We start from the raw sequence: 23,737 nt of genomic DNA, 5'->3' as shown, positions 1-23,737 counted from the left end.
CACGCGGGAGCGCATCCTGAGAGAAAGGGTGACGAGTCACCCCCAGATCGGGGGCGACCATGTTGGGGGTATTTGTCCCCCGCTGTGTCCTCACTAATGTGGACATCCGAGAGCTACCCGACCGCGCCGACCCGAAGGTGCGGGCTCTCTGTATAAGGACGCATACCCGACCATGAGTTCTACAAGTTCATATTCCCCTGCCCGAAAGCGCCAGCTCGGCTCCGAGAAGCGCACGACTCCGCTCCTGACGGTCCACCCGAAGCCGTCCGACCGCAAGGTCACGTGGAGCCGTGTCGCCATCGTGCTGACGATCGTCTTCTGGGCGATCTACGTGGTGACGACGATCATCCGCCAGTTCCTCGTGCTCGGCACGCAGGACTTCCGCTTCACCATGGAGGCGATCGGCTACACCGTCGTCGTCACCTTCCTCACCTTCTCCGCGCTGATGTACCTCGTCGCCCGTCAGGGCGCCCTCCAGCGCTTCCAGAAGCACGTGCGTGTTCCCCGCGCCGAGCTCGACCGCCACTTCTCCGAGAACCAGCCGACCATCACGGTGCTGGTGCCCTCCTACGCGGAGGAGCCGGAGGTCGTCCGCATGACGCTGCTCTCGGCCGCGCTGCAGGAGTTCCCCTCCAAGCGGGTCGTGCTGCTGCTGGACGACAACCCCAACCCGACCGACCCGGCCGTGATCGAGCGCCTCGAGGCCACCCGCGACCTCGCCCGCAGCATCAGCGACCAGCTGTCGGAGCCGCGCTTCCGCTTCACGGACGCGCTGCTGCGCTTCGAGCTGGGCGAGGGCAGCGCGTTCGCCTCCGCCGACGACGCCCGCGAGCTCGCCGACCACTACACCTGGGCCGCCGAGTGGCTGTACGCCCAGGCCGACGCCCACACGATCGACGACCACGTCGACAAGTTCTTCTCCGACCAGGTGCTGCGCGCCCTCGGCGACGACCTGGCCCTCACCGGGGAGGCCGTGCGCGCCGCGATCGACGAGGGCGCGACCCTCTCGACCGAGCGCGTCGCCCAGCTCTACCGCCGCCTGACCTGGACCTTCGACGCCGAGCTCGCCGTCTTCGAGCGCAAGCAGTGGGCCTCCCTCTCGCACGAGGCCAACAAGGCGATGAACCTGAACGCCTACATCGGCCTCATGGGTGGCGTGTACCGGGTCGAGGAGACGCCGGACGGCCCCATCCTGAGCCCGGTCCCCGCCGGCCAGCGCCGCCCGGGCGACATCGAGATCCCCGACAGCGACTTCCTGCTGACGCTCGACGCCGACTCGATCCTGCTGCGCGAGTACTGCCTGCGCCTGACGTACTTCCTGCAGCAGCCGGACAACGCCCGGGTCGCCGTCACCCAGACCCCGTACTCGTCGTTCCGCGGCGCCGGCACCCGCATCGAGCGCCTCGCCGGTGCGACCACCGACATCCAGCACATCCTGCACCAGGGCAAGTCGTACTACGGCGCGACCTTCTGGGTGGGCGCGAACGCGGTCATCCGCAAGCGCGCGCTGGAGGACATCGTCGAGACCGAGTTCGTCGGCGGCTTCGAGGTGCGCCGGTACATCCAGGACCGCACCGTCATCGAGGACACCGAGTCGAGCATCGACCTCGGCACCCACGGCTGGACGCTGCAGAACTACCCGGAGCGCCTCAGCTACTCGGCCACCCCGCCGGACTTCGGCTCCCTGATCGTGCAGCGTCGCCGTTGGGCGAACGGCGGTCTGCTGATCCTCCCGAAGCTGTGGCGTCAGGTGAAGGAGCGCAAGCGCCGCGGGGAGAACGTCTCGCGCATCGAGCTGCTACTGCGTGTGAACTACATGGCCTCGATCTGCTGGGCGAGCTTCGGCCTCGTCTTCCTGCTGGCCTACCCGTACGACGGCCGCCTGCTCAGCCCGATGGTGCTGCTGGCCGCGTTGCCGTACTTCATCAGCCAGGCGAGCGACCTGCGCTACTCCGGCTACAAGGCCACCGACATCTTCCGCATCTACGGCTTCAACCTGATCCTGCTGCCGGTGAACCTGGCCGGTGTGCTCAAGTCGATCCAGCAGTCGCTGACCGGCAAGAAGATCCCCTTCGCCCGTACCCCGAAGGTCAAGAACCGCACCGCCTCGCCGCTGCTCTACGTGGTCGCGCCGCTGGCGATGGTCGCCTTCTCGCTGTTCACCCTGTGGCGCGACTGGAACGCGCAGAACTGGGGCAACGCCGCGTTCGCCGCCTTCAACGCGACCCTCGCGATCTGGGCGATCATCTCCTACATCGGCATCGGCGCCACCATCGTCGACATCTGGCTCGGTCTGACCAAGCCGCTGTACGTCGAGAAGGGCAAGAAGCAGGCCGCCGCGGCGCCGCAGCCCGTCACGGAGTCGATCGACTGGCGTTCGGTGCTGTACCACGGCCACTCCGGCGGGGACGTGCCCCACGTGGAGCGTGCTGCCGCGGCCGGCTCCGTGCCGACCGGGTCCGTGACCGGCGACGCCGTGCTCGGCGATTCCGAGAAGCAGGCCGCCTGATGGCTCGCGACACGAAGGCCGCCGAGGCGGCCCAGATCGAGCGCGCCCAGGCGCCCGAGTCCACCTCCGGCCGCCGCCTCGGATTCTGGCGGGTCGTCGGTGCGACGCTCGTCCTCGCCCTGCTCGTCACCGGTGGTGTCGTCGGCTTCCAGTGGTGGAGCGCCCGCGCCGCCGTCGACTCGAAGCCGTGGTTCGCCTCCTACGTCGACGTGACCGCCACCCCGCGGTTCGCGTTCGAGAACATGGGCGCCACCGACTCCAAGGACGCCGTGCTCTCGTTCGTCGTCTCGTCGAAGGAGGACGCCTGCACCCCCTCGTGGGGCGCCGCGTACACCCTCGACCAGGCGCGTTCCTCTCTCGACCTCGACCGTCGCATCGCACGCCTGCAGCAGCAGGGCGGGACCGTCGCCGTCTCGTTCGGCGGACTGAACAACGACGAGCTCGCCGTGAAGTGCACGGACGAGTCCGCGCTGAAGAGCGCGTACTCCGCCGTCGTCGACCGGTACAAGGTCGGCACCATCGACCTCGACCTCGAGGGCAACGGCCTGACCGACACCGCGGCCGCCGACCGCCGGGCCTCCGCCATCGCCGACCTGCAGAAGGAGCGTCGCGCCGCCGGCAAGAGCCTCGCCGTGTGGCTGACCCTGCCCGTCTCGCCCAGCGGCATGACCTCCGACGGCACCAACGCCATCGCCGCCATGCTCAAGGCCAAGGTCGACATCGCCGGCGTCAACGTCATGACCATGGACTTCGGCCAGTCGAAGGACGCCAAGAAGTCCATGGCGCAGAACGCGCAGGCCGCCGTCACCGCCGCCCAGCGTCAGCTCGGCGTGCTCTACGACCGTGCCGACCTGCACCAGAGCGATCCCAGCCTGTGGGCCAAGATCGGCGCCACCCCGATGATCGGCCAGAACGACGTCGAGGACGAGGTGTTCAGCCTCAAGGACGCCACCGCCTTCAACACCTGGGCCGTCTCCGAGGGCGTCGGACGCATGTCCATGTGGTCCGCCAACCGGGACAAGACCTGCGGGTCGAACTACGTCGACACCTCCGTCGTCTCCGACGCCTGCTCCGGTGTCAGCCAGGGCAAGCAGACCTTCGCCGGCATCCTCTCCAAGGGTTTCGACGGTCACATCTCGCTCGGCGAGTCGTCCGTGACCACCGCGGAGCCCACCAGCACTGCCGTCGCCGACGATCCCGCCACCTCCCCGTACGCCATCTGGACCCAGACCAACTCGTACCTCAAGGGCACCAAGGTCGTGTGGCACCGGAACGTGTACGTCGCCAAGTGGTGGACCAAGGGCGACGTGCCCGACAATCCCGTCCTGAACGCGTGGGAGACCCCGTGGGAGCTCGTCGGGCCCGTGCTGCCCGGTGAGACGCCCATCCCGCAGCCCACCGTGCCTGCCGGCACCTACCCCGAGTGGACCGGCACTGCACAGTTCGACAAGGGTCAGCGTGTGCTGTTCGACGGCGTGCCCTTCGAGGCCAAGTGGTGGACCCAGGGCGACAGCCCCGAGGCCGCCAGCTCGGACCCCGACTCGTCCCCCTGGACCCCGCTCACCCAGGACGAGATCGATCAGATCCTCGGCGGTTCCACCGCCGGATGAGACTCGGCGGCGGGATGCAGACCCCCTGCTCGCATCCCGTCGTCGACCCAACTGGACACATCCGCTGCGGGGCGGAGGTTCCAGGCGTCGAAACGCGCCGGCTTCGTCGGGAAGCCACCAGACGCGCGTCCGACGCCGTGTCGGCGGGGCCGTCAACGCGCCTTCGGGTTGGTGCACGACGCACCCCCGCCGACACGCTAAGATAGTGGAGTTGCCTCGCTTGGTGCCTAGCGCCTGGGTGGGGGAACGACGGGCTGTGGCGCAGCTTGGTAGCGCACTTGACTGGGGGTCAAGGGGTCGCAGGTTCAAATCCTGTCAGCCCGACGTCACGACAAAAAGAGAAGGGTTCCGAGTCGCTCTGCGACTTGGGGCCCTTCTCTTTTTGTCGTGACTCGCTGCTGTCTACCCGGGTCCCCGCCGCGAGGGGCCCCAGGCGCCGTCAAACGCGAAGCGTGCAGGCGGCGTTTGGGGGAGCGGTGGGGTGCAGCCCGTGGTGACATGCGTTGTAGCCGGAGCGCGAAGCGGTTCGGTGACTTGGGTCGCACGGTCGTCGAAACTGCTCGCAGACCGTCCGATCCGAGATCCCGAATCGCTGCGATGAGTACACCGCATTGATGGCCGGTACCGTCATCTACACAGTGTGCTTCGGAGGCGACGAGCGCGCGTAGTCACTCCTTGGCTGCCGCAGATCTCGCAAAATGTGGCTCCAACGGGGCACAGACGTTGAGAATAGACGCAGTTATTCTGGCTGCAGTCTCGCACCCGGGGGTCAACGTTGCCATCGCCTTTGCTTTCAAAGAACCAGCTGCTCGAAAAGTATCCGAGCGACGAATGGCGAGAAAGATTCATGAGACTTAGTGATCTCACCGAACTACTCGCGGAATGCATCATCCGCAGTGACTACTCGGTTCCCGACGAATTCAACACTGCCATAGCGTTCACCCCGTATGGTTCGGGCTTCGTGCAGAAGCTCATGCAGAAATATGGAGTCAAGCAGGCAAACGGCGTCCCCGCCGTATTGAAGACAAAAGACGTTCGGTTGATGTGCTTCTTGGCCTTCACTCACCTGGATGTCCTGGTGGACGTCATGGCAACGGACATTCAAGCGCTAGAAGTGTCGATTGGCGAACAGGTCCTAGCTAAAAGGATTCGCTACCCGTTTGTCTTTGGTCGAGAGCTATACGATCGGGCTGCGGACCTGTTTCCGACAGAGCGTACGTCGCTGAGCATCGAGGAAACAGACGAGCTTCTTGACGGAACGAGCCCAGGCGTGTTGCAGGCTGGGCCATACCTGTTGGGACCTTTCGGCCTACTGAAGAGTAGTCAGATGCGGGACATTTCGGTGTACCGAGGTGTGCCACTTTTCCACTGCGCGGACGCTGACTGCGATCGAGTGCATCACACGGAGTTGGCGACGGATTTCGACGCATCGGTGAATCAGAACCGAGACAAGCTACGTCGACTCCTCGACCTGGAGTCCAAGGAGAGCTCGGCCTGGGGGAGCTTTCTGTCAGAAATTAGCGGCTACGAGACCGCATATTTCGCAGAGGCTGCCACAGAAACGTTGCCGTTTCTTTTGGGCGATGGCCTAAGTGATGGAGAGCTTCTGAAACTCGCGGTATCGCTCGCCCAAGCCAAGGAGAGTGCCCTGACAGCATCGCTGACGACACTGCCCGAGCCGCTTGCCTTCGAGAGAGGGCGCTTCACACGGACTTTGAATCGAGCAGAGCTCCTTCAACTCGTACTAACGTGCTCCGACGAGAGCATCGTCTCCACTTTGGACAACCTCGTGCGACGTCGTCTGATCGAGGTGCCCGCAGGTGAGATTCGACGTCCTAAGGTCAACCAAGGCGCCAGATTTGGAGCATTCGCGTTACAAGCGCAGCTTGGCGAGCACGGCGTGGCGATGCGGCCGGCGCACACTAGCGTTGCAACCGCACGGTTCCGACGCTTGCTCGATCGGTTGTACGAGGCCGGGAAGGTTGATGAATCGGAGTTGGATTGGCAGCTCCGAGGTGTCGACGCGCCGGAGCGTGACGACAAGCTGGAGGAGTTCTTTCGCAACGGACATCCGCGGGAGGTTCTGAAACGCCTCGTGTTCTCTCGATATGGGGACATGGTGACGGCTAGTCAGGAACTAGGTATCCGACTACTCGCCATCGGGGAGCAATCTGATGATGAGTTACTGGACGCGATCTTCTGGAAACTTGGATTTCGAGTCCCGCCCAGGTCTGGCGAGCACTCGCGGTTCTGGCGGCTGCATGAGAGCCTCCACCGGCTAACCAGCGAGGCGGGCGTTTCGACCTTAAGCGACGTTGAATCCATCCGGTCCGTGGCGAGCAACTACTTCGTCTCACTCGAAGAACTCCTGGTTGACGCTCTGCACTTCAGTACTTGGGCATTGCTCACGGACCACTACTCCGAAAATCAGCGGTTCGTATACGATCCCGATGACTGCAGGCCACAGGTGGTCTCCCGTCTTCAAGACATTGCAGAGCGAAACGCGAACGAGTTCGAAAAACTCACATACACCGAGGAGCGAAACGAGCTGTTCGCGTTGTGCCGCGGGTTCGCGTTAGTTGCGGGAGAGCTGAACGACATGCGCTCGCACAAGTCGGACTTCCTGCGTCCGGAGGCGGACTGGCCGACATACAGCAGGCATACTGGTCTGCAAGACTTTCCGTTCACGCACACGGTGCCGTTCCTAGATTTGAGCGTACGGGCGCAGGACGAGGTAGTAGCTACGCTGAAAGATCTCTCCGCGAGGCTGGTGAATGCGCAGGTATCGGATGTCCGTAACAGCTATCTCCATTTCCGCAGATCGAACGCAGAGTTGGACCAGATGGTCGCTGCTCTTGAGGCAACCTCCCATGCGGTCGAGGAGCTTGAGCGGACAGGGCTGGCGAGAATGCTTTACCGACAGGTGAACATGAAAATGGATGAGTGGGGACGAAGTACTACAACCCTGCGAAGCGAGTCTGGTCGAGAGGTCACTTTCGCCCGACCGTCGCGCCTTGATTGGATCGGACTACCGGCGACGTCGATTGCCCAGTACGTAATGCCAATAGCCAAAATGGGCGAGCCTCCAGAGAGGCTTCGCTTTATTCCGGGTGAGTCATCCGAATACAGCAAGATGTGGCAGGGCTATCCTCGCAGGCGGCTCAGAAACGAGGATGCGTTCGTGGGCGACGCTGCAGTTGGCAAGAACTTTGAGCGTCACAGCGAGATTCGTCAGCCGGTAGTTGCGAAGTAACCCAAGAGCCGGTTTTCGTCCGCGTAGCGCGTTGACAACTTCAGGATCGTGCGCCGTGAGGGCGACCCGCTTGGCCAAATAGCGAGCGACAGTCAGCGGAGGCCACGCTCGTTGAAGGCAGCGCGCATGGCCTCCACGAGATCTGCGTGACGCGCGCTGCCGGGTCGGGGGAGAGCCCAACTGCATCTCCTGAACCGCTTTCGCCCGCCTCCTCCTCCAGCGCCACCCAAAGCCGCCGCGCCGGGTCGAACGTGTCGGGGATGCCGTCGAGGGCGGCGAGGCCCGCCGCCGCCCCGTCGAGTCGCGCGGTCACCGCGGCGAGCGAGACGCGCGCACCGAGGGTGGGGGAGACCTCCACCAGCGCCGCCGTCAGCGCCCGGACCGCCGGCCAGTCGGTCTCCGTGCCGAAGAAGCGAGCAACGTGCGCCGACTGGATCGCGGCTTCGAGCTGGAAGCGGCGCCCCGCCGACGGTGACGCGGAAGCCAGCTCGTGCGCCCGCGTCAGATACGCCTCGCCCTCCGCGATGAGGCCCGCATCCCAGAGGGCAGGATCCTGCGCGTCGAGCGGCACGAACACCCCGTCGACCTCGCGGGCGGCCGCGCGCGACGACGACAGCGCGATCAGCGCCGCGAGCCCAAACGCCTCGGGTTCATCGCCGAGCAGCGCGGCCAGCGTTACCGCCAGGTACAGCGCCTCACCGGCGAGCGACGTCTCGCTCGTACTGTCCCAGTCGATCGCGAAGGCGCCGTAGATCGCCTCCAACACAGCAGGCAGCCGGTCGGCCATCTGGTCGCGCGACGGGACGGTGAACGGGATCCCCGCATCCCGGATGCGGCGCTTCGCCCTCACAAGCCGCTGGGCCATTGCGGATGGCGGGACGGCGAAAGCCTGCGCGATCTGGGCAGCCTCCAGTCCGAGCACGGTCTGCAGCATGAGCGGCGTGCGGATGCTCACGTCGATCGCCGGATGCGCGCACACGAACAGCAGTTCGAGCCGCTTGTCCGGGAGGGCGTCGAGGTCGGGGAAGGCCGCATCGATGTCGATCACGCCGTCTCCTTCCTCCAGTGGTGCGGATGTGCGGCGGGCGGCCGACTTGAACACGTCGCGCTGGCGGTTGCGGGCGACGGTGAGGAGCCAGCCTTCGGGGTTGTCGGGGATGCCGCGGCGCGGCCAGGTGGTGAGCGCCTGTTCGAAGGCGTCGGCCAGGGCGTCCTCGGCGAGCGCGAGGTCGCGGGTCGGAGCCGCGAGGATCGCGACCAGCCGGCCGTAGGATGCGCGAGCGGTGCGTTCCGCGACCGCCCGCGCATCCGCGGCCGTCATGGCGCGGAGACCCACTCGCCGTCGACGACGTACGTCGCGGTCGGGCGCACCTCGACCGGGCCCCACGTGACGGACGGCGCCTGCTTCGCCCACGCGAGGGCGGCATCCAGGTCGGGGACGTCGATGACGACGGTGCCGCCGAGCTGCTCCTTGGTGTCGGCGAACGGGCCGTCCTGGATCTGCGGGCCCGCCTCGGTCACGCGGAGCGTGGTCGTCGCGGACGACGGCTGCAGCACCTCGGCCGAGCGGAGCACACCGGCGGCGTGCAGGTCTCGCGCGTACTTCGCGAAAGCGGCCATGCCCTCGGCGAGTGCGGCCTCGTCGAGTTCGCCGCTGGCGGCCATCTCGGGGTAGTGCATCAGGATCGTGTAGCGCATGGTGAGAGTGTCCTTCCGGATCGTTCGATGATGACACTGGGATGACGATCGGGCCAGGCCGGAATCGACACTTCTGCCGGAATCGACACTTCTGCCGGAATCGACACTTCTGCGCGGATCAGCTGCTCACACCCGCGTCGGCGCCCCCAGCCCTTCCGCCGCCGCGACCATCGCGGCTCGCGCCGACTCCACCGTGATCAGGCTGTTCCCCGCGACGATGTGGAGGCCGTAGGCATCCTCCAGCGCCACCAGGTTCATTGCGAGGGTCGGCACCTCCAGCCGCGGCGCGAACACCCCGGCGGCGACTCCGCGTTCCAGGATGCCGGTGTACGTGGCCAGCTGCCGCAGGTACATCCGCTCGACCAGTTCGTCGTGCAGCTGCGACGTGCCGGCCAGCACGTCGAACTCGTAGAGCAGCCGCATCAGCGCATCATCCGGGCCGCTCGGCAGCCCCTCCCGGATCGCCGCCGCCAACTGCAGCTGCGGCGAAGCGATCTCGGCGACGACCGCATCCCGGTGGTCGCAGAACCGCTCCAGGCCGGCCCGGTGCGCCTCCACGAGCAAGGCGTCGAGGTCTTCGTAGTAGTAGAGGATCGCCCCGCGGGTGAGCCCGGCCTTCTCGGCCACATCGGCCAGCGACAGCGAGCGGAGGCCGTGCTCGCCGACGGCCGTGAGCGCCGCCTCGACGAGGTCGGCGCGGCGTTCATCCTGCTTGCGGGGGCGGGCCATCAGTTGACACTAGCCGATCGGCGTGAGACGCTTTCGGAATTCTTTGACGCGAGTGTCAAAGAATGATCCAGTTCATCGCCGAGAGGGATTTCCCGTGACCGACCTGCTCCTCACCAACGCGTCCGTCCGCACGTTCGACGACGCCCGGCCCTGGGCGCAGGCCGTCGGGATCACCGACGGTCGCATCAGCTACGTCGGCACCCTCGACGATGCGCCCGCCGCCCGCGAGACCCGCGACCTCGGCGGCGCCTCCCTTACACCCGGCGTCATCGACAGCCACAACCACCTGCTGCTCGGCTTCGACCAGGACGCGGTCAGCCTGGAGGGCGCCGACACCCTCGAGGAGGTGCGCCGTCGCATCCGCGAGCTCGCCGAGCGCCGCCCGGATCTCGACTGGATCTGCGCCGAGAACGCCGTCTACTCCATCGTCAGCGGCCGCCGCCCGAACGCCGACGACCTCGCCGGTCTCACCGACCGCCCGATCTTCGTCACCACCTACGACCAGCACTCGGTCTGGCTCGACGAGAAGGCGATGCGCGTGCTCGGCATCGCCGACGGCGGCGACATCCCGTGGGGGAGGCCCGAACGCCGCGCCGACGGCAGCCCGACCGGCTGGGTCACCGACTTCTACACCAGCGCTATGACCACCGCGGGGCTCGCGGGACTGCAGCGCGACATCCCGATGTACTCGCCCGAGCGCCGCTACCGCAAGCTCGTCGGCAGTCTCGAGCTCGCGACCGCCAGCGGCATCACCACCGTGGTGGAACCGCAGGTGCCGCTCGCCGAGATCGACCTGATGTACCGGGCGCAGGCGGAGGGGAGGCTCAGCTCCCGCGTGATCACCGCGCTGTTCCACCCGATCGATGCCGACGCCGCCTTCCGCCGCGACCTGCGCGACGCGGTCGACTCCGCCCCGCAGGACGACCGCCTCCGGTTCGGCCCCGTCAAGCTCTACGCGGACGACGTGATCGAACCGCACACGGCGTGGATGCTCGACGACTACGCCGACCAGCCCGGCCACCGCGGCCACCCGAGCGCCGCGGTCGGAGAGCTCACCCGCATCGTCACCGAGCTCGACCGCCTCGGTTTCCAGACCCACACGCACGCGACCGGCGACGGCGGCATCCGGCTGGCGCTGGATGCGATCGAGCACGCCGCCCGCACCAACGGCACCGTCGACCGCCGCCACGGCATCGTGCACGTCGAGTGCCTGCACCCCGACGACCTGCCCCGCTTCGCCGCCCTCGGCATCACCGCGGCGATGCAGCCCCGGCACTGCTCTCCCGACCTCGTCGCGGGCACGTGGATGGAGAACGTCGGCGAGCAGCGCTGGGACCGCGCCTGGCGCATCCGCTCGCTCATGGCCTCCGGAGCGCACGTCGCCCTGTCGAGCGACTGGCAGGTGGGGGAGATGGACCCGCTCGTCGGCTTCTACTCCGCCCTCACCCGCGCCGGCCTCGACGGCCGCGCCGCGTGGACGCCGGGCGAGCGCACGACGCTCGACGACGCCCTGCGCGGCTACACCGGCGAGGGGGCCTGGGCCTGGCACTCCGACGGCGACCTCGGGGTGATCCGCGTCGGGGCGACGGCCGACCTCGTCGCCTGGTCGGACGACCTCTACGCCCACGAGGCGGACCCGGCCGGCCTGCTCGACCAGCGGGCCGAACTGACCATCGTCGGCGGCGAGATCGTCCACGACGCCTCCACCGCCCCGGCCACGCCCACCACCTACGGCGGGCTCGCGCACTGCTCCGCCCATGCCGAGAGCACGCCGGCGCACTGATCGCACGGCACACCCTCCACCAGAACATCCCTCCACCCGAACCTCCCTCCACCCGAACCTCCCTCCCACCGTCGCGAAGGAAACCCCCATGTCCCAGCTCGACCCGGCCATCGCCCCGTCCCGGACCGCGGAGGCGCCGCACGCGCCCGGCGCTCCCGGCCTCCGCCGCACGCTGAAGCTGCGGCACATCGTCTTCCTCGGCCTCGCCTACATGGCGCCGCTCGCGGTCTTCGACACGTTCGGGATCGTCGCCGACGTCACGCACGGGCACGTGCCCCTCGCCTACCTCGTCGTGCTCGTCGCCGTGCTGATCACGGCGCTCAGCTACTCCCGGATGGTCAAGGTCTTCCCGATGGCCGGCTCGGCGTACACGTACACGCGGGAGGCGATCAACCCGCACCTCGGGTTCCTGGTCGGCTGGGCGGCCACGCTCGACTACCTGCTGCTGCCGATGATCAACGCACTGCTGTCGGCGATCTACATGTCGGCGGCGTTCCCGGCCGTGCCGTCGTGGGTGTGGATCCTGTCGACCATCGTGATCTGCACGGTGATGAACCTGATCGGCGTCCAGATCGCGGCGAAGGTGAACGTGATCCTCGTCGTCATCCAGGTCGTCGTGGCCGTCGCGTTCGTCGGCCTGACGATCAAGAACATCGTGGACGGCGCGAACGGGGCGTCGTTCTCGATGACCCCCTTCTTCTCGCCCGGCCTCGACGTGCCCGCCATCGGCGCCGGGGCGGCCATCCTCGCGCTGTCGTTCCTGGGGTTCGACGCGGTCAGCACGCTCGCCGAGGAGGCGGAGAAGCCGCGCCGCGACATCCCGCGCGCCATCCTGATCATCGTCGCCGTCGCCGGCGTGTTCTTCGTCGGCGTCACCTACACGATGCAGGTGCTCTTCCCCGACGTCGCGACGGTCGGCAACATCGTCGGGGCCTCGCCCGAGATCGCGAAGTACATCGGAGGAGCGGCATTCCAGGCCGTCTTCATCGGCGGCTACATGGTCGCCGTGCTCGGCTGCGGCATCACCCAGCAGATGAGCGCCGCCCGACTGCTCTACGCGATGGGGAGGGACGGCGCGCTGCCCAAGCGATTCTTCGGCTCGCTGAACCGCGCGGGGGTGCCCGCGGCGAACGTCCTGCTCATCGCGGCGCTCGCATGCTCGGCGGTGTTCCTCGACCTGGGGCGGGCGGCCTCCCTCATCAACTTCGGCGCGTTCGTCGCCTTCATCTTCGTGAACCTGGCGGTGATCTTCACCTACATCCGGTTCGTGAAGGAGCGCGGCTGGCGGGTCGCGCTCGGCTACCTCGTGCTCCCGGGGCTGGGCGTGGCGATCAACGTCGCCCTCTTCTTCAGCCTCGAGCCGAGCGCGATGATCGTCGGAGGTATCTGGGTGGCGATCGGGCTGGCGTACCTGCTGTGGCGCACCCGGTTCTTCCGGGTGAGCCCGCCGCCGCTGCACGGGCCTACCGACCTGTAGCGGACCGGCGCCCGGCTACTCCACCTCGCCCTACTCCACCTCGCCGGGCGCCTCCACCTCACCGTCGGCGTCGCGCCGGGTGCCTTCCAGCACGGCGTCGTTCGGCCGCCCGCTCGGGCCGTATCGGAGGGCGCGGGGCAGGTCGCAGGCGTGCGCGAACTCACGCAGATCGAAGTTCGGGTCGGCGTGTAGCAGCACCTGGCCCACCACCCAGGCGACATTCGTCTTGACGCGCCCGGTCTCCTCGTCGGAGAGCACCTGGTCCGAGCGCTGCGCGTCGTCGTCGTCCAGCCGTCGATGCCCCGCCTGGTCGGTGCGGTACGGGGCGTCCGACCAGTCGTGGGCCCGGATCTCGGCCGCGAACTCGGCGGCGAGACGGCTCAGCACGCGTCAGCCTGCCTGATCGTCGACAGCCGGGTCGCCGGGCCTCGGTTCATCGGTCATCGGCTCCACCGCCCGACGCCGTGTCCTCGCCCTCTTCGCGCGGCTCGCCCTCGCTGCCGGAACCGTCGGGCAGATCGTCCGGGTCGGGCCGTGCGTCCTTCTCGTGGTCCATGCGCGCGCTCCTTCGTGTCGGTTGCGTTGCGACCGTACGCCGCCGGGCGCTCCGGCGGCAGGGGGTTGCGGGCGGGCGAGCGGGTGACCTCGGGGCTGTAGACGGCGACTGCGTCACCGCGGTACGACTGCGCTCCCGCGACGGGGCGCACTCGTACCGCGGGGGCGCAGTCGTCTGCCCACTCGGTGCTCAGTCGCCGAGCACGCCCTCCGGGATCGCCGTCTCGGCGCCCTTCTTCGGGTGGGGGATGAACGCGGCGAGGATCACACACAGCACGGCCGCGCCGAGCCCGAGAGCGAGCGTGATCATGAAGCCGGACTCGCTCGGCCCGACCACGCCGTGCACCGTGGTCACCGACTGCGCCAGGATCGCGCCGACCACGGCCGCGGCGACCGAGGTGCCGAGCGAGCGCATGAGGGCGTTGAGGCCGTTGGCGGCACCCGTCTCGCTCGCCGGGACGGCGCGCATGATGAGCGCGGGCATCGCCGCGTAGCCGAGGCCGACGCCGATGCCGAGCAGGATGTTCACGATCAGGATCTGCCAGAACTCCGCATGGAACAGCAGAGCGGCGCCGTAGCTGACGGCGATCACCGCGGCGCCTGCCACGAGCAGCGGCTTGGGCCCGCGGATCCGCTCCAGACGCCCGGCGACCGGGGACATCGCCATCATGGCGAGGCCCGAGGGGGCGAGGACCATCGCCGCCACGACGAGGGAGAGGCCGAGGCCGATCCCGGTCGCGGTCGGGAGCTCGAGCAGCTGCGGGAAGACGACGTTGGAGGCGAAGAGCGCGAAGCCCATCGCGACCGACGCGAGGTTGGTCAGGAGCACGGCGCCGCGTGCGGACACCCGCAGGTCGACCAGGGGATCCTTCACCCGCAGCTCGTAGACGCCCCACACCAGCAGGATGACCACGCCGCCGATCAGGAAGCCGAGGGTGCGGCCGTCACCCCAGCCCCATTCGCCGCCGCGGGAGATGGCGATGAGCGTGCCGACGAGGCCGAGGGCCAGGCCGATGATGCCGACGACGTCGAGGCGGCCGGGGGAGCGGAGGGTGCTCGCGGGGACGACGACGGCGTACAGCACGAAGCAGGCGATGGCGATGCCCGCGGCGAGCCAGAAGAGCGCGTGCCAGTCGAAGTTCGCGGCGACGAACGCGCTGAGCGGCAGGCCGAGCGCGCCTCCCACGCCCAGGGTCGCACTGACCAGGGCGATCGCCGAGCCGAGTCGCTTGGCGGGCAGCACGTCGCGGAGGATGGAGATGCCGAGCGGGATGACGCCGGCGGCCATTCCCTGCAGCACGCGCGCGATGATCATCGGGACCAGCGTCTCGGACAGGGCGGCGAGGATCGCGCCGCACGCCTGCAGCAGCAGGAGCGCCATCGCGATCCGCCGCTTGCCGTACATGTCGCCCAGCCGGCCGGCGATCGGGGTGCAGACCGCGGCCGCCACGAGGGTGGCGGTGATGACCCAGGGGGTGTCGTCGCTCGACGCCGAGAGGAGTCTCGGCAGTTCGGGCTGGATCGGGATCAGGATCGTCTGCATGAACGACGCGCCGAGGCCGGCGAATGCGAGCACGGCGATGATGAGCCCGAACGGTCTGTGCGGGGCGGTGGATTCCACAGGGGTCCTCTCGTGAGACGGAGTCGCAGCGACGAGCTACCGTATCATGACTAGACTCGCTGACATGAACAACGACGTCCGCGAGCGGAGCCGCGAGATCCTGCGCGCGGAGATGGCCAATGCGGCGTCGGACTTCTGCGCCGATCACGGCTTCAGCTCCGTCACCGTCGAGGACATCGCCCGCGGCATCGGGATCTCGCGCGCCACGTTCTTCCGCTACTTCGCGTCGAAGGAGGATGCCGTCGTGACCGCGGCGCGCCTCGGGCGCCACTCGCTGACGGCCTCCATCGCCGAACTCGACATCCCGACGGGGACGAACGCGCTGTCCGTCGTGCGGGCCGCTCTGGAATCGACCGTCGTCGCGGCGCGCGCCGAACCGGACCGCGTGCGCTCGCGCATCGCCATGATCCGCCAGGAGCCGGCCCTCAAGTCGCGGCTCGCGGCCGACCGGGCCGAGGAGTCCCAGGCTCTCGCCGCCGCTCTGGAGGCGATGATCGCCGACCCGCTCGACGCCCGCGCGGTGGCGGTCACCGCGATGGCCGCCACCGACCTCGCCTGGGGCCTGTGGTCGGCCGACGACCGCAGCGACCTGGGTGATCAGCTCGACCGGGCGTTCGCGCTGGTCGCCGCCGTCGGGGACGTCGCGATCGGCTGAGGCCGCGCCTCCGCGCCTCTGCGCCTCCGCTCCTCCATTCGCCCCGTCGCTTGCCGCCGCCCGCGGGCGTCATTCGTCGCGCCGGAAAAAAGACCGCCCACCCCTTTGTAACGATTCCTCGACAACCTTGTTCAGTCAATCTTGACTATGTTACTTTGACCTAGCCATCCAACGACGGACCCGGCAAGGAAGGAATCCCGTTCCCGTGACCACACACCTTCACTCGAGCACGCGGCGTCTGGCCGCCGGTGTCGCCGGCCTCGCCGCCGTGCTCCTCGCCCTCTCCGGCTGCGCCGCGAACACGGGCAGCCCCGCGTCCACCGACGACGCCGGCGTGCTCATCGACAAGGCGTCCTGCGACCGCAACCGCGCGGCCGGACCGATCTCCTACATCTCCGGCTACGGCTACTCGGCCAGCGCCGGCCAGATGGACGTGTTCCTCGCCAAGGAGCTCGGCTACTTCAAGGCCCTCTGCCTCGACGTCGAGATCAACGCCTCCGGGGCGAACGGCCAGCAGCTCGTCGCGAGCGGGCAGGCGCAGTTCACCGCGCTCGGCTCCGCCTCCGACGTGATGCTCGCCGCCGCGAACAGCAAGAACCTGACCGCGGTCGCCACCTACGGCACCACCTCGCCGTTCTCGATCTTCGCGAACGAGAGCGTGAAGTCACTCAAGGACCTCGAGGGCAAGAAGCTCGGCTACTTCATCAACCTGACGCCCATCGCCTCCGCGATGCTGGACGACGCGGGCGTCGACGTCTCCAAGGTCGAGCTGGTCAAGATGACCAACTACGACCCGACGGTCGTCACCCGCGGCCAGGTCGACGCGATCGTCGGCTACGCGTCCAATCAGCCCGAGAAGCTGCGCGCGGCGGGGCTGCCGTTCACCGAATTCCTCCCGGAGGACTACGGAGTGAAGGGCACCTACAACGTCATGGAGGCCAACACCGGCTTCCTGAAGAAGAACCGCGAGGTCGTCGCGGACTTCATGCGCGCCGACCTCAAGGCGGTCGAGTACTGCCTCGCGAACAAAGACAAGTGCGTCGACATGATCTCGAAGCTCGCAGCCGACAACAACCAAGGCTCGGCGTTCCCCGCCGACCAGCAGGCCCGCACCTGGGCGGTCGAGTCGTCGTGGGTCGAGAACTCCACGGCGGGCGCCCCCGGCGTGCAGACCGAAGCGGAGTGGAAGCCCGAGTACGCGCTCGTCAAGAAGTACGGCGACGTGAAGCAGCTGCCCGCCATCGGCACGATGATGGACCCCGAGCTCGTCGCCGGCCTCTACAAGGACGGCACCCTCGTCTGGCCGGGCAAGTGACCGGCGGCGTCACCATCTCCGGCGTCACGAAGGCCTTCGGGCCCGAGGGGCGCCGGACCACGGTCCTCGACGACGTCAGCCTGACGATCGGCCGCGGCGAGTTCGTCTCGGTCATCGGGCCGAGCGGATGCGGCAAGTCCACCCTGCTCAAGGTCGTCGCCGGGCTCATCCCGGCCGACTCCGGCTCGGTCTCGATCGACGGGGAGAGCGTCAGGACGGCGACCCGCGACAAGCTGATCGGGCTCGTCCCGCAGTCGCCGGCCCTGCTGCCGTGGAAGACGGTGCTCGACAACGTGCGCCTGCCCATGAAGATCAACGCGAAGGCCAACGCCGGCCGCTCGCTGCGCGACCCGGAGGAGCTGCTCAACTCGTTCGGCCTCGGCCAGGCGCTGCACAAGTACCCGTCGCAGCTGTCGGGCGGCATGCAGCAGCGCGCTGCCATCGCCCGCGCCTTCGTCTTCGACCCGGGCGTGCTCCTCATGGACGAGCCGTTCTCGGCGCTCGACGAGATGAACCGCGACCAGCAGCGCCTCGGCCTGCTCGAGTTCTGGCAGTCCAACCGCAAGTCGGTGCTGTTCGTCACCCACTCGGTGCCGGAGGCGATCATGCTCTCGGACCGGATCGTGGTGATGGCAGCCCACCCCGGCCGCATCGCCGAGGTGATCGACGTCGACCTGCCCCGCCCGCGCTCGGTCGAGGCGTACGCGACGGATGCGTTCCGCGATCTCGAGGGCCGCGTGCGCGACACCCTGCACAGCGTGATGGAGGAGACCCATGTCTGAGACCCAGACCATGGCGACGGCGCGCATCGCCGCCGCCTCAGCCCCCGCTCCCGCGGCCGGACCCGGGCTCGCCAAACGCCTGCGCCTCACGACGTGGCTCCCGCCGCTGATCGCGTTCGCCGTCGCCGCGGTGCTGTGGCAGCTGGTCGCGATCAGCAACCCGTACGTCATCCCCACGCTCGACGCCATCGGCGCCAGCCTGGTGAGCGACGCGGGGATGTACTTCTCGAACCTGCTGGTGACGGCGCAGGAGGTCGTCATCGGCGCGGCCGCGGGCATCCTCGGCGGCTTCCTGCTCGCCGTCGTGATGGCCGAGTTCCAGCTCGTCGAGCGCGCGGTCATGCCGCTCGTGGTCGTGGTGATGGTCACGCCGATCGTCGCCATCGCCCCCGCTCTCGTCGTCGCCTTCGGGTTCGGGATGATGCCCAAGTACATCGTGACCGGACTCGTCGTGTTCTTCCCGATGCTCGTCAACTCCCTCGCAGGGCTGCGCGACGTCGACGGCCGGGCGCTCGACGTGATGAAGACGCTGCACGCCAGCCGCTGGGAGATCTTCCGGCACCTGCGCCTGCCGGGCAGCATGCCGTACTTCTTCGCCGGCCTCCGCATCGCCCTCCCGCTCGCCATCGTCGGCGCCGCGGTCGCCGAGTTCGTCGCCGCCGGCCAACAGGCCGGCCTCGGCTCGCTCGTCACCGTCTCCGCCGCGCAGGCGAACCTGCCGGTCACCTGGGCCAGCATCGCGCTGCTCTGCCTGATGGGCGTCGTGCTCGTCTCGCTGCTCGCGATCGTGCGCAAGCGGGTGCTGTGGTGGAGCGACGGCGACATCGTCGCCCGCTGACCGCGCCCCCACCGACCACATCCACCGAATCAGGAAGCTGAGGATCATGAGACAACTGCGCTTCGGGCTGTTCGAGAACGCCCAGGCCAACGACTCCGGCACCGCCACGTGGCGGTACCCCGAGAACAAGAGGCACCTCTTCGACACGCTCGCCTACTGGCAGGAGATCGCGAGGATCTGCGAAGACGCGCACTTCGACTTCCTCTTCCTCGCCGACGCCTGGGGCTGGGCCGACGTCAACGGCGAGCGGCCCGACATCTGCTCGGTCGAGGGGCTCGACCTGCCGCGCCTCGACCCGGCGATCGTCGCCGCCGCGCTCATCCCGACCACCGAGCGACTCGGCCTGGTGATCACGGGCTCGACGCTGCTCGAGCAGCCGTACGCCTTCGCCCGCCGGATGGCGACCCTCGACCACCTGTCGGGCGGCCGCATCGGCTGGAACGTGGTCACCACCGGCACCGCCGAGACCGCCGTCGAGGCGTTCGGTGTGCCGATGGTCGCCCACGACGAGCGCTACCGGATGGCCGACGACTTCATGGAGCTCGTCTACAAGCTGTTCGAGGGCGCCTGGGAGCCGGACGCGCTCGAACGCGACAAGCTCGGCCGCTACGCCGACCCCGACAAGGTGCACCGCATCGAGCACGACGGCCCGTACTTCCGTTCGCGCGGCTACGGCAACACGTCGTACTCGCCGCAGGGCACGCCCGTGCTGTTCCAGGCCGGCAGCTCGCCCGCGGGCAAGGCGTTCGGCGGCAAGCACGGCGAGGCGATCTTCCTCGGCGGCGGCAGCGTCGAGAAGCTGGCGGAGCACGTCCGCTCGATCCGCGCCGAGGCGGTGGCCGCCGGCCGCCGGCCGGACGCCGTGAAGCTGATGTCCGCGTTCGCCTGCGTCGTCGCACCGACGCGCGAGGAGGCGCAGGCGAAGTACGACGCCATCCTCTCCTCCCAGAGCCCGGACGTCGCCGTCGCCTCGTACGCGTGGTTCACCGGCCTCGACCTCTCGTCGTACGCACCGGACACCCCGATGACCGACCTGAGCACCGAGCTGTCGCAGACCCAGATCGCGCGCTTCGCCGGCCAGACCGTCGGCGACGTGCTGAAGGACTGGCATGCGCACGGCGTGGGGGTGATCCCGTTCGTCGGCAGTGCCGAGGAGGTCGCCGACCACCTCTGCGCGCTGGCCGAGGGAGCAGACCTCGACGGCTTCCTGCTCACGCCGCAGGTGCAGCCGGGCTCGACGCGCGACTTCGTGGAGCTCGTGCTGCCGATCCTGCGCGAGCGCGGCGTCGCCCCGACCGGCTACTCGGCGACTACGCTGCGCGAGCGCCTGCTCGGTCAGGACGAGTCGACCCTCCCGGCCGACCACCCCGGCGCATCGGCGCGTGCGGGTGCCGCCGCGGCGGTCGCTTGACCGCGATGACCGCCGGTCTCGTCTGCGTCGTCGGGAGCGTCAACCTCGACACGCTGGTGCGCCTCGAACGGCTGCCCGAGGTGGGGGAGACCCTGCTCGGGCAGCCGCTCGGCTCGCTCCCGGGCGGCAAGGGCTTCAACCAGGCCGTCGCCGCGGCTCGGAGCGGAGCGCCGACGCGGTTCTGCGCCCAGGTCGGAGACGACCCGGCCGGAGCGGAGCTGCGGCTCACGATGCTGCGTGCCGGGCTCGACGTCGATCTGCATGTCTCGCCCGGGGCGCCGACGGGGTCGGCCTACATCGCCATGCTGGCCGACTCGGAGAACAGCATCATCGTCGCGCCGGGGGCGAACGCCGAGCTGACGCCGGAGGCGGCGGCAGCGGCCGTCCCGGGCGCGAGCGTCGTGCTCACCCAGCTCGAGATCGACCCGCGGACGGCCGAGGCCGCACTGGCCGCCGGTCGCCGGGCCGGGGCGCGCACCATCCTGAACGCCGCGCCGGCGGACGGCGTGACCCCGTCCCTTCTCGCGGTGACGGATCTGCTGGTCGTGAACGAGACGGAGGCCGACGCCCTCGGCGGCGTCGACGCCCTGCTGCGCGCGGGTCCGGACGCGCTGGTCGTGACCCTGGGGTCGCGCGGAGCCCGCTGGCTCACCCCGGGTGGCGACGACCTCTCGGTGCGCGCCTTCGACGTCGACGCCGTCGACACGACCGGTGCGGGCGACGCCTTCTGCGGCGCCCTCGCCGCGGCGCTGGCCGGGGGAGCGGATGCGCTCAGCGCCCTGCTGCGGGCGTCCGCCGCGGGCGCGGTCACCGCCACGGCGGTGGGCGCTCAGACCGAAGCGCTCACGCCTGCGGCGATCGACCGCCTGCTGGTGGCGGCGGGCTGAGCCGCCGGAACCGGGCTGCGCCGTGGCGTCAGGAGGCGGTCTTCTCGTCGGCGAAGACGTATTCGCCGGCGAGGAGCCGCTCGCGCAGATCGCGGGCCCACTGCTGCTCGGCGCGCAACCGGATGCTGGAGAGCTCGAAGATCTCGCGCACGTAGTCCGGCGTCGTCGACGACTTGGCCGTGTCCTCGATGTTGTACGCGTTGCTCAGCACGATCGCGTCGATCTTGCTGATCCGGTGCTCCAGTGCCTCGACCACCTCGCGGCGGCTGAGGACGTGCATGAACGAGGGGATGGACATGACCGGCTTGGTGTCGAACACCTCCACCTCCCACAGCGCGGAGCGGAACAGGCGCAGGAACTCCACCTCGCCCTCCGGGGTGATGGTGAAGGTGGTGCGCGCCGGGCGCTTGCCCTCGACCTCGGTGGTGTCCTCGGCGACGTAGCCGTCCTTCTCCAGCGACCGGAGGGCGTTGTAGATCGAGCCGGGCTGGATGTTGGCCCACTCGTCGACGTGCCAGGTCATCAGTTCGCGGCGGAGGAAGTAGCCGTGCACGGGCTGGAACTGATGGACGGCTCCGAGCACGACGAGTCGGGTGGTGGACGACATGGCTCGATCCTAGTGCCATCCGGTATCTCAGGGTTGTTTGCATGATCAAATCTGCATAGTATTCAGACACATAGACAAACTTGACTAATCGCGTCGTCGCAACGATGCGGACGCGATGACCCAGGAAGGCCGACCCACATGAGCAACGACACCGCCCTCAGCGACTCCCCGCAGCTGGCGCTGCGCCGCGCCTTCGCCGCGTACCCGACCGGGGTCGTCGCCGTCGCCGCCCTGCGCGACGGCAGCCCGGCCGGCATGGCCGTCAACTCGTTCACCTCCATCTCGCTGGAGCCCGCGCTCGTCGCCGTGAGCGTCGCGCGCACCTCCTCCACCTGGCCGGTGCTCGCCGAGAGCACGCGCCTCGGGCTGAGTGTGCTCGGCGCCGACCACGGCGCCCTCTGCCGCCGGCTCTCGTCGCGCACCGGCGACCGGTTCGAAGACGCCGAATGGCACCCCACCGCCGAGGGCGCCGTGCTCATCGACGGCGCCGCGCTCTGGCTGGAATGCGGTGTCAGCGCGACCTTCGACGGCGGCGACCACGAGATCGTGCTGCTGGAGGTCCACGCCGCAGAGGTGTTCCCCGACGTCGCGCCCCTGGTGTTCCACCAGAGCGCCTTCCACCGGATCGGGACGGCGTCCTGACCTCCGTGTCGTTCCGCGGCGTCGTCGCGGCGGGGGATCGGCGGGGCCGTCTGCTCGGCTTCCCGACGGCGAACCTCGCCGTCGTCGCGGGTGAACCGCCGGCCGACGGCGTCTACGTCTGCTGGGTGACGCTCGACGGGGAGGACGCGCCGCGCGGAGGGACGGTCAGCATCGGCGCCAACCCGACCTTCGACGATGTGGAGGAGCGGCGGGTCGAGGTCCACATCCACGACTTCGGCGCGGATCTCTACGGCCGCCAGGTCGCGGTGGAGATCGTCCGCCTGCTGCGGGAGAACGTGCGACTCGCGGGGGTGGGGGAGCTCACCCGCAAGAGCGCGGAGGACGTGCGGCGCTCGCGCGCCATCCTCTCGCGCCTCCTGGTCGCCTGACCCCGTCCGGCGGCCCTCCCGCGGCTCTCCGCGTGCGCTTAGAGGCTGTCCGGGTCGAGGTTCAGCTCGGTGCCCTCGAAGACGTACTGCTGCGAGCCTGTGGACGGCTGGTCCGGATTGAGCCAGAACAGATCCTGCACCGAGATGCCGAAGCGCTGAGCCACGCCCGCCGGTGCGTCGCCGGGCGACACCAGGTAGGTCTTGGGTGCTCCCGAGGAGGTGGTGGCCGTCACCGTCCCGCTCGCTCCGGGGATCGCGCCGCTGTCGGCGGGGTGGACGTTCGACTGCCGCACCGGCACCGACCAGCGGACCGTGTTGACGGCGAGGACCTTGTCTGGGCCGAGCTCCTGCGGCACCCCGTCGAACGACGGGGCCGAGGAGTACGTCACCAGGGCCACGAGGTACGACGGCTGTCCGACGCTGCCCAGGCGGCTGGAAGACGCGGCGGCAGCGGCAGTGGTGGGGCCGCCGAGCTGGAAGTCGCCGACACCGTGATAGGTCAGGCCGTCGCCGACCGACGGCGGGGTGTCGAGGAAGGTGACCGACACCGGAACCGGAACGGAGGAGGTGAAGCCCGAGTACTGGGCCGAATAGGTGTTGTCGCCGTTCGAGACGACCCGGTAGTGGTAGTGGATGCTGCCCTTGGGGGAGGCGACATCGCCCTCGGCCACGACGGTTCCGGCGGCGACCGGGCTCAGCGTCGGCGGGACGACCGGCGTCGGCGCGGCGGAGGAGCCCACTCCGGAGCGCGATGCATCGCCCGTCGGTGTCGGCGTCGGTGTGGGCGTCGCGCTGCGCGTGTGCGACGGGGTGGGATGGGGTTTTCCGGCGAAGAGGGCGCACCCGGACAGCACGAGAAGCACCGCCATCGCGATCCCGACACCCGCGACCGATCGGCGCACGATACCCCTGGCCACCATCTTCCCCCTGCCCACGAGCGCCACCCCGCGGTCTCGTCTTCGTGAATCCTAGACGA

Annotated in this window: 21 protein-coding genes and 1 tRNA gene; 14 read left to right on the top strand and 8 right to left on the bottom strand. The window is 68.9% G+C overall.

Translation table 11 applies throughout. The features are described 5' to 3' along the window. The first annotated feature begins 172 nt into the window (after window positions 1-172). The 4 genes from ACFVU2_RS13700 to ACFVU2_RS13685 all read left to right on the top strand — a co-directional run bounded on the left by ACFVU2_RS13700 (window position 173) and on the right by ACFVU2_RS13685 (window position 7,372). On the top strand, window positions 173-2,509 hold the full coding sequence (locus ACFVU2_RS13700; RefSeq protein WP_387875192.1) for a glycosyltransferase family 2 protein: 2,337 nt from the start codon (window positions 173-175) through the stop codon (window positions 2,507-2,509). Continuing rightward, complete coding sequence (locus ACFVU2_RS13695) at window positions 2,509-4,119, top strand: chitinase (protein WP_387875189.1); 1,611 nt, start codon at window positions 2,509-2,511, stop codon at window positions 4,117-4,119. Before ACFVU2_RS13700 ends, ACFVU2_RS13695 begins: the two co-directional genes overlap by 1 nt. Window positions 4,120-4,369: 250 nt before the next feature. Beyond that, a tRNA-Pro gene (locus ACFVU2_RS13690) sits at window positions 4,370-4,443 on the top strand. Window positions 4,444-4,966: 523 nt separating this feature from the next. Beyond that, window positions 4,967-7,372 carry a hypothetical protein gene (locus tag ACFVU2_RS13685; protein WP_387875186.1) on the top strand — a complete coding sequence of 802 codons (2,406 nt, stop codon included), beginning with the start codon at window positions 4,967-4,969 and terminating at the stop codon, window positions 7,370-7,372. A gap of 40 nt (window positions 7,373-7,412) precedes the next feature. Here ACFVU2_RS13685 and ACFVU2_RS13680 read toward each other — a convergent pair whose 3' ends face one another. The 3 genes from ACFVU2_RS13680 to ACFVU2_RS13670 all read right to left on the bottom strand — a co-directional run bounded on the left by ACFVU2_RS13680 (window position 7,413) and on the right by ACFVU2_RS13670 (window position 9,799). Next, window positions 7,413-8,693 carry an RNA polymerase sigma factor gene (locus ACFVU2_RS13680; RefSeq protein WP_387875184.1) on the bottom strand — a complete coding sequence of 427 codons (1,281 nt, stop codon included), beginning with the start codon at window positions 8,691-8,693 and terminating at the stop codon, window positions 7,413-7,415. After that, window positions 8,690-9,070 (bottom strand): YciI family protein, encoded by a 381-nt coding sequence (locus ACFVU2_RS13675; protein WP_387875182.1) that lies wholly within the window; start codon window positions 9,068-9,070, stop codon window positions 8,690-8,692. The genes ACFVU2_RS13680 and ACFVU2_RS13675 overlap by 4 nt, the downstream gene beginning before the upstream one ends. A 126-nt stretch (window positions 9,071-9,196) precedes the next feature. Then, the gene (locus ACFVU2_RS13670) at window positions 9,197-9,799 is read right to left on the bottom strand and encodes a TetR/AcrR family transcriptional regulator (RefSeq protein WP_387875179.1); all 603 of its coding nucleotides are present in this window, start codon (window positions 9,797-9,799) and stop codon (window positions 9,197-9,199) included. A 94-nt stretch (window positions 9,800-9,893) separates the two neighbouring features. Here ACFVU2_RS13670 and ACFVU2_RS13665 point away from each other — a divergent pair, with 94 nt between their 5' ends. Then, on the top strand, window positions 9,894-11,582 hold the full coding sequence (locus ACFVU2_RS13665; protein WP_387875177.1) for an amidohydrolase: 1,689 nt from the start codon (window positions 9,894-9,896) through the stop codon (window positions 11,580-11,582). Between the two features lie 88 nt (window positions 11,583-11,670). Then, window positions 11,671-13,059 carry an APC family permease gene (locus tag ACFVU2_RS13660; protein WP_387875175.1) on the top strand — a complete coding sequence of 463 codons (1,389 nt, stop codon included), beginning with the start codon at window positions 11,671-11,673 and terminating at the stop codon, window positions 13,057-13,059. 30 nt (window positions 13,060-13,089) lie between these two features. Here the strand turns inward: ACFVU2_RS13660 and ACFVU2_RS13655 are convergent, their stop codons facing one another. The 3 genes from ACFVU2_RS13655 to ACFVU2_RS13645 form a co-directional block, all read right to left on the bottom strand. After that, window positions 13,090-13,446, bottom strand: a complete 357-nt coding sequence (locus ACFVU2_RS13655) for a hypothetical protein (RefSeq protein ID WP_387875173.1) — start codon at window positions 13,444-13,446, stop codon at window positions 13,090-13,092. 46 nt (window positions 13,447-13,492) lie between these two features. Then, window positions 13,493-13,615, bottom strand: coding sequence for a hypothetical protein (locus ACFVU2_RS13650; RefSeq protein ID WP_387875170.1), 123 nt, complete (start codon window positions 13,613-13,615; stop codon window positions 13,493-13,495). A gap of 189 nt (window positions 13,616-13,804) precedes the next feature. Further along, the gene (locus ACFVU2_RS13645) at window positions 13,805-15,235 is read right to left on the bottom strand and encodes an MFS transporter (RefSeq protein WP_387875167.1); all 1,431 of its coding nucleotides are present in this window, start codon (window positions 15,233-15,235) and stop codon (window positions 13,805-13,807) included. 64 nt (window positions 15,236-15,299) lie between these two features. Here ACFVU2_RS13645 and ACFVU2_RS13640 point away from each other — a divergent pair, with 64 nt between their 5' ends. The 6 genes from ACFVU2_RS13640 (at window position 15,300) to ACFVU2_RS13615 (ending at window position 21,123) form a co-directional block, all read left to right on the top strand. Beyond that, a complete protein-coding gene (locus ACFVU2_RS13640; RefSeq protein ID WP_387875165.1) occupies window positions 15,300-15,890 on the top strand; it encodes a TetR family transcriptional regulator in 591 nt (196 codons plus the stop codon). 205 nt (window positions 15,891-16,095) lie between these two features. After that, window positions 16,096-17,205: an ABC transporter substrate-binding protein gene (locus tag ACFVU2_RS13635; protein WP_387875162.1), complete on the top strand. Its 1,110-nt coding sequence runs from the start codon at window positions 16,096-16,098 to the stop codon at window positions 17,203-17,205. Then, window positions 17,202-17,987: an ABC transporter ATP-binding protein gene (locus ACFVU2_RS13630; RefSeq protein WP_387875159.1), complete on the top strand. Its 786-nt coding sequence runs from the start codon at window positions 17,202-17,204 to the stop codon at window positions 17,985-17,987. Before ACFVU2_RS13635 ends, ACFVU2_RS13630 begins: the two co-directional genes overlap by 4 nt. Next, on the top strand, window positions 17,980-18,825 hold the full coding sequence (locus tag ACFVU2_RS13625) for an ABC transporter permease (RefSeq protein WP_387875157.1): 846 nt from the start codon (window positions 17,980-17,982) through the stop codon (window positions 18,823-18,825). Before ACFVU2_RS13630 ends, ACFVU2_RS13625 begins: the two co-directional genes overlap by 8 nt. Before the next feature lie 46 nt (window positions 18,826-18,871). Then, on the top strand, window positions 18,872-20,236 hold the full coding sequence (locus ACFVU2_RS13620) for an NtaA/DmoA family FMN-dependent monooxygenase (protein ID WP_387875154.1): 1,365 nt from the start codon (window positions 18,872-18,874) through the stop codon (window positions 20,234-20,236). A 5-nt stretch (window positions 20,237-20,241) separates the two neighbouring features. Further along, window positions 20,242-21,123 carry a ribokinase gene (locus ACFVU2_RS13615; protein WP_387875768.1) on the top strand — a complete coding sequence of 294 codons (882 nt, stop codon included), beginning with the start codon at window positions 20,242-20,244 and terminating at the stop codon, window positions 21,121-21,123. Between the two features lie 28 nt (window positions 21,124-21,151). Here ACFVU2_RS13615 and ACFVU2_RS13610 read toward each other — a convergent pair whose 3' ends face one another. After that, a complete protein-coding gene (locus ACFVU2_RS13610; RefSeq protein ID WP_387875151.1) occupies window positions 21,152-21,730 on the bottom strand; it encodes a PadR family transcriptional regulator in 579 nt (192 codons plus the stop codon). 138 nt (window positions 21,731-21,868) lie between these two features. Here ACFVU2_RS13610 and ACFVU2_RS13605 point away from each other — a divergent pair, with 138 nt between their 5' ends. Next, complete coding sequence (locus ACFVU2_RS13605; RefSeq protein WP_387875149.1) at window positions 21,869-22,372, top strand: flavin reductase family protein; 504 nt, start codon at window positions 21,869-21,871, stop codon at window positions 22,370-22,372. Window positions 22,373-22,377: 5 nt separating this feature from the next. Further along, a complete protein-coding gene (locus tag ACFVU2_RS13600) occupies window positions 22,378-22,761 on the top strand; it encodes a riboflavin kinase (RefSeq protein ID WP_387875146.1) in 384 nt (127 codons plus the stop codon). 38 nt (window positions 22,762-22,799) lie between these two features. On the opposite strand, the gene ACFVU2_RS13595 is transcribed toward ACFVU2_RS13600, so the two are convergent. Continuing rightward, window positions 22,800-23,681, bottom strand: coding sequence for a LysM peptidoglycan-binding domain-containing protein (locus ACFVU2_RS13595; protein ID WP_387875144.1), 882 nt, complete (start codon window positions 23,679-23,681; stop codon window positions 22,800-22,802). Window positions 23,682-23,737: the final 56 nt, after the last annotated feature.

Origin of the sequence: Leifsonia sp. NPDC058194 (assembly GCF_042883605.1) — a bacterium.
Classification (GTDB): Bacteria; Actinomycetota; Actinomycetes; order Actinomycetales; family Microbacteriaceae; genus Leifsonia.
The sequence above is the reverse complement of the archived record's forward strand: the minus strand, read 5'-3'. Positions and strand labels throughout refer to the sequence as shown.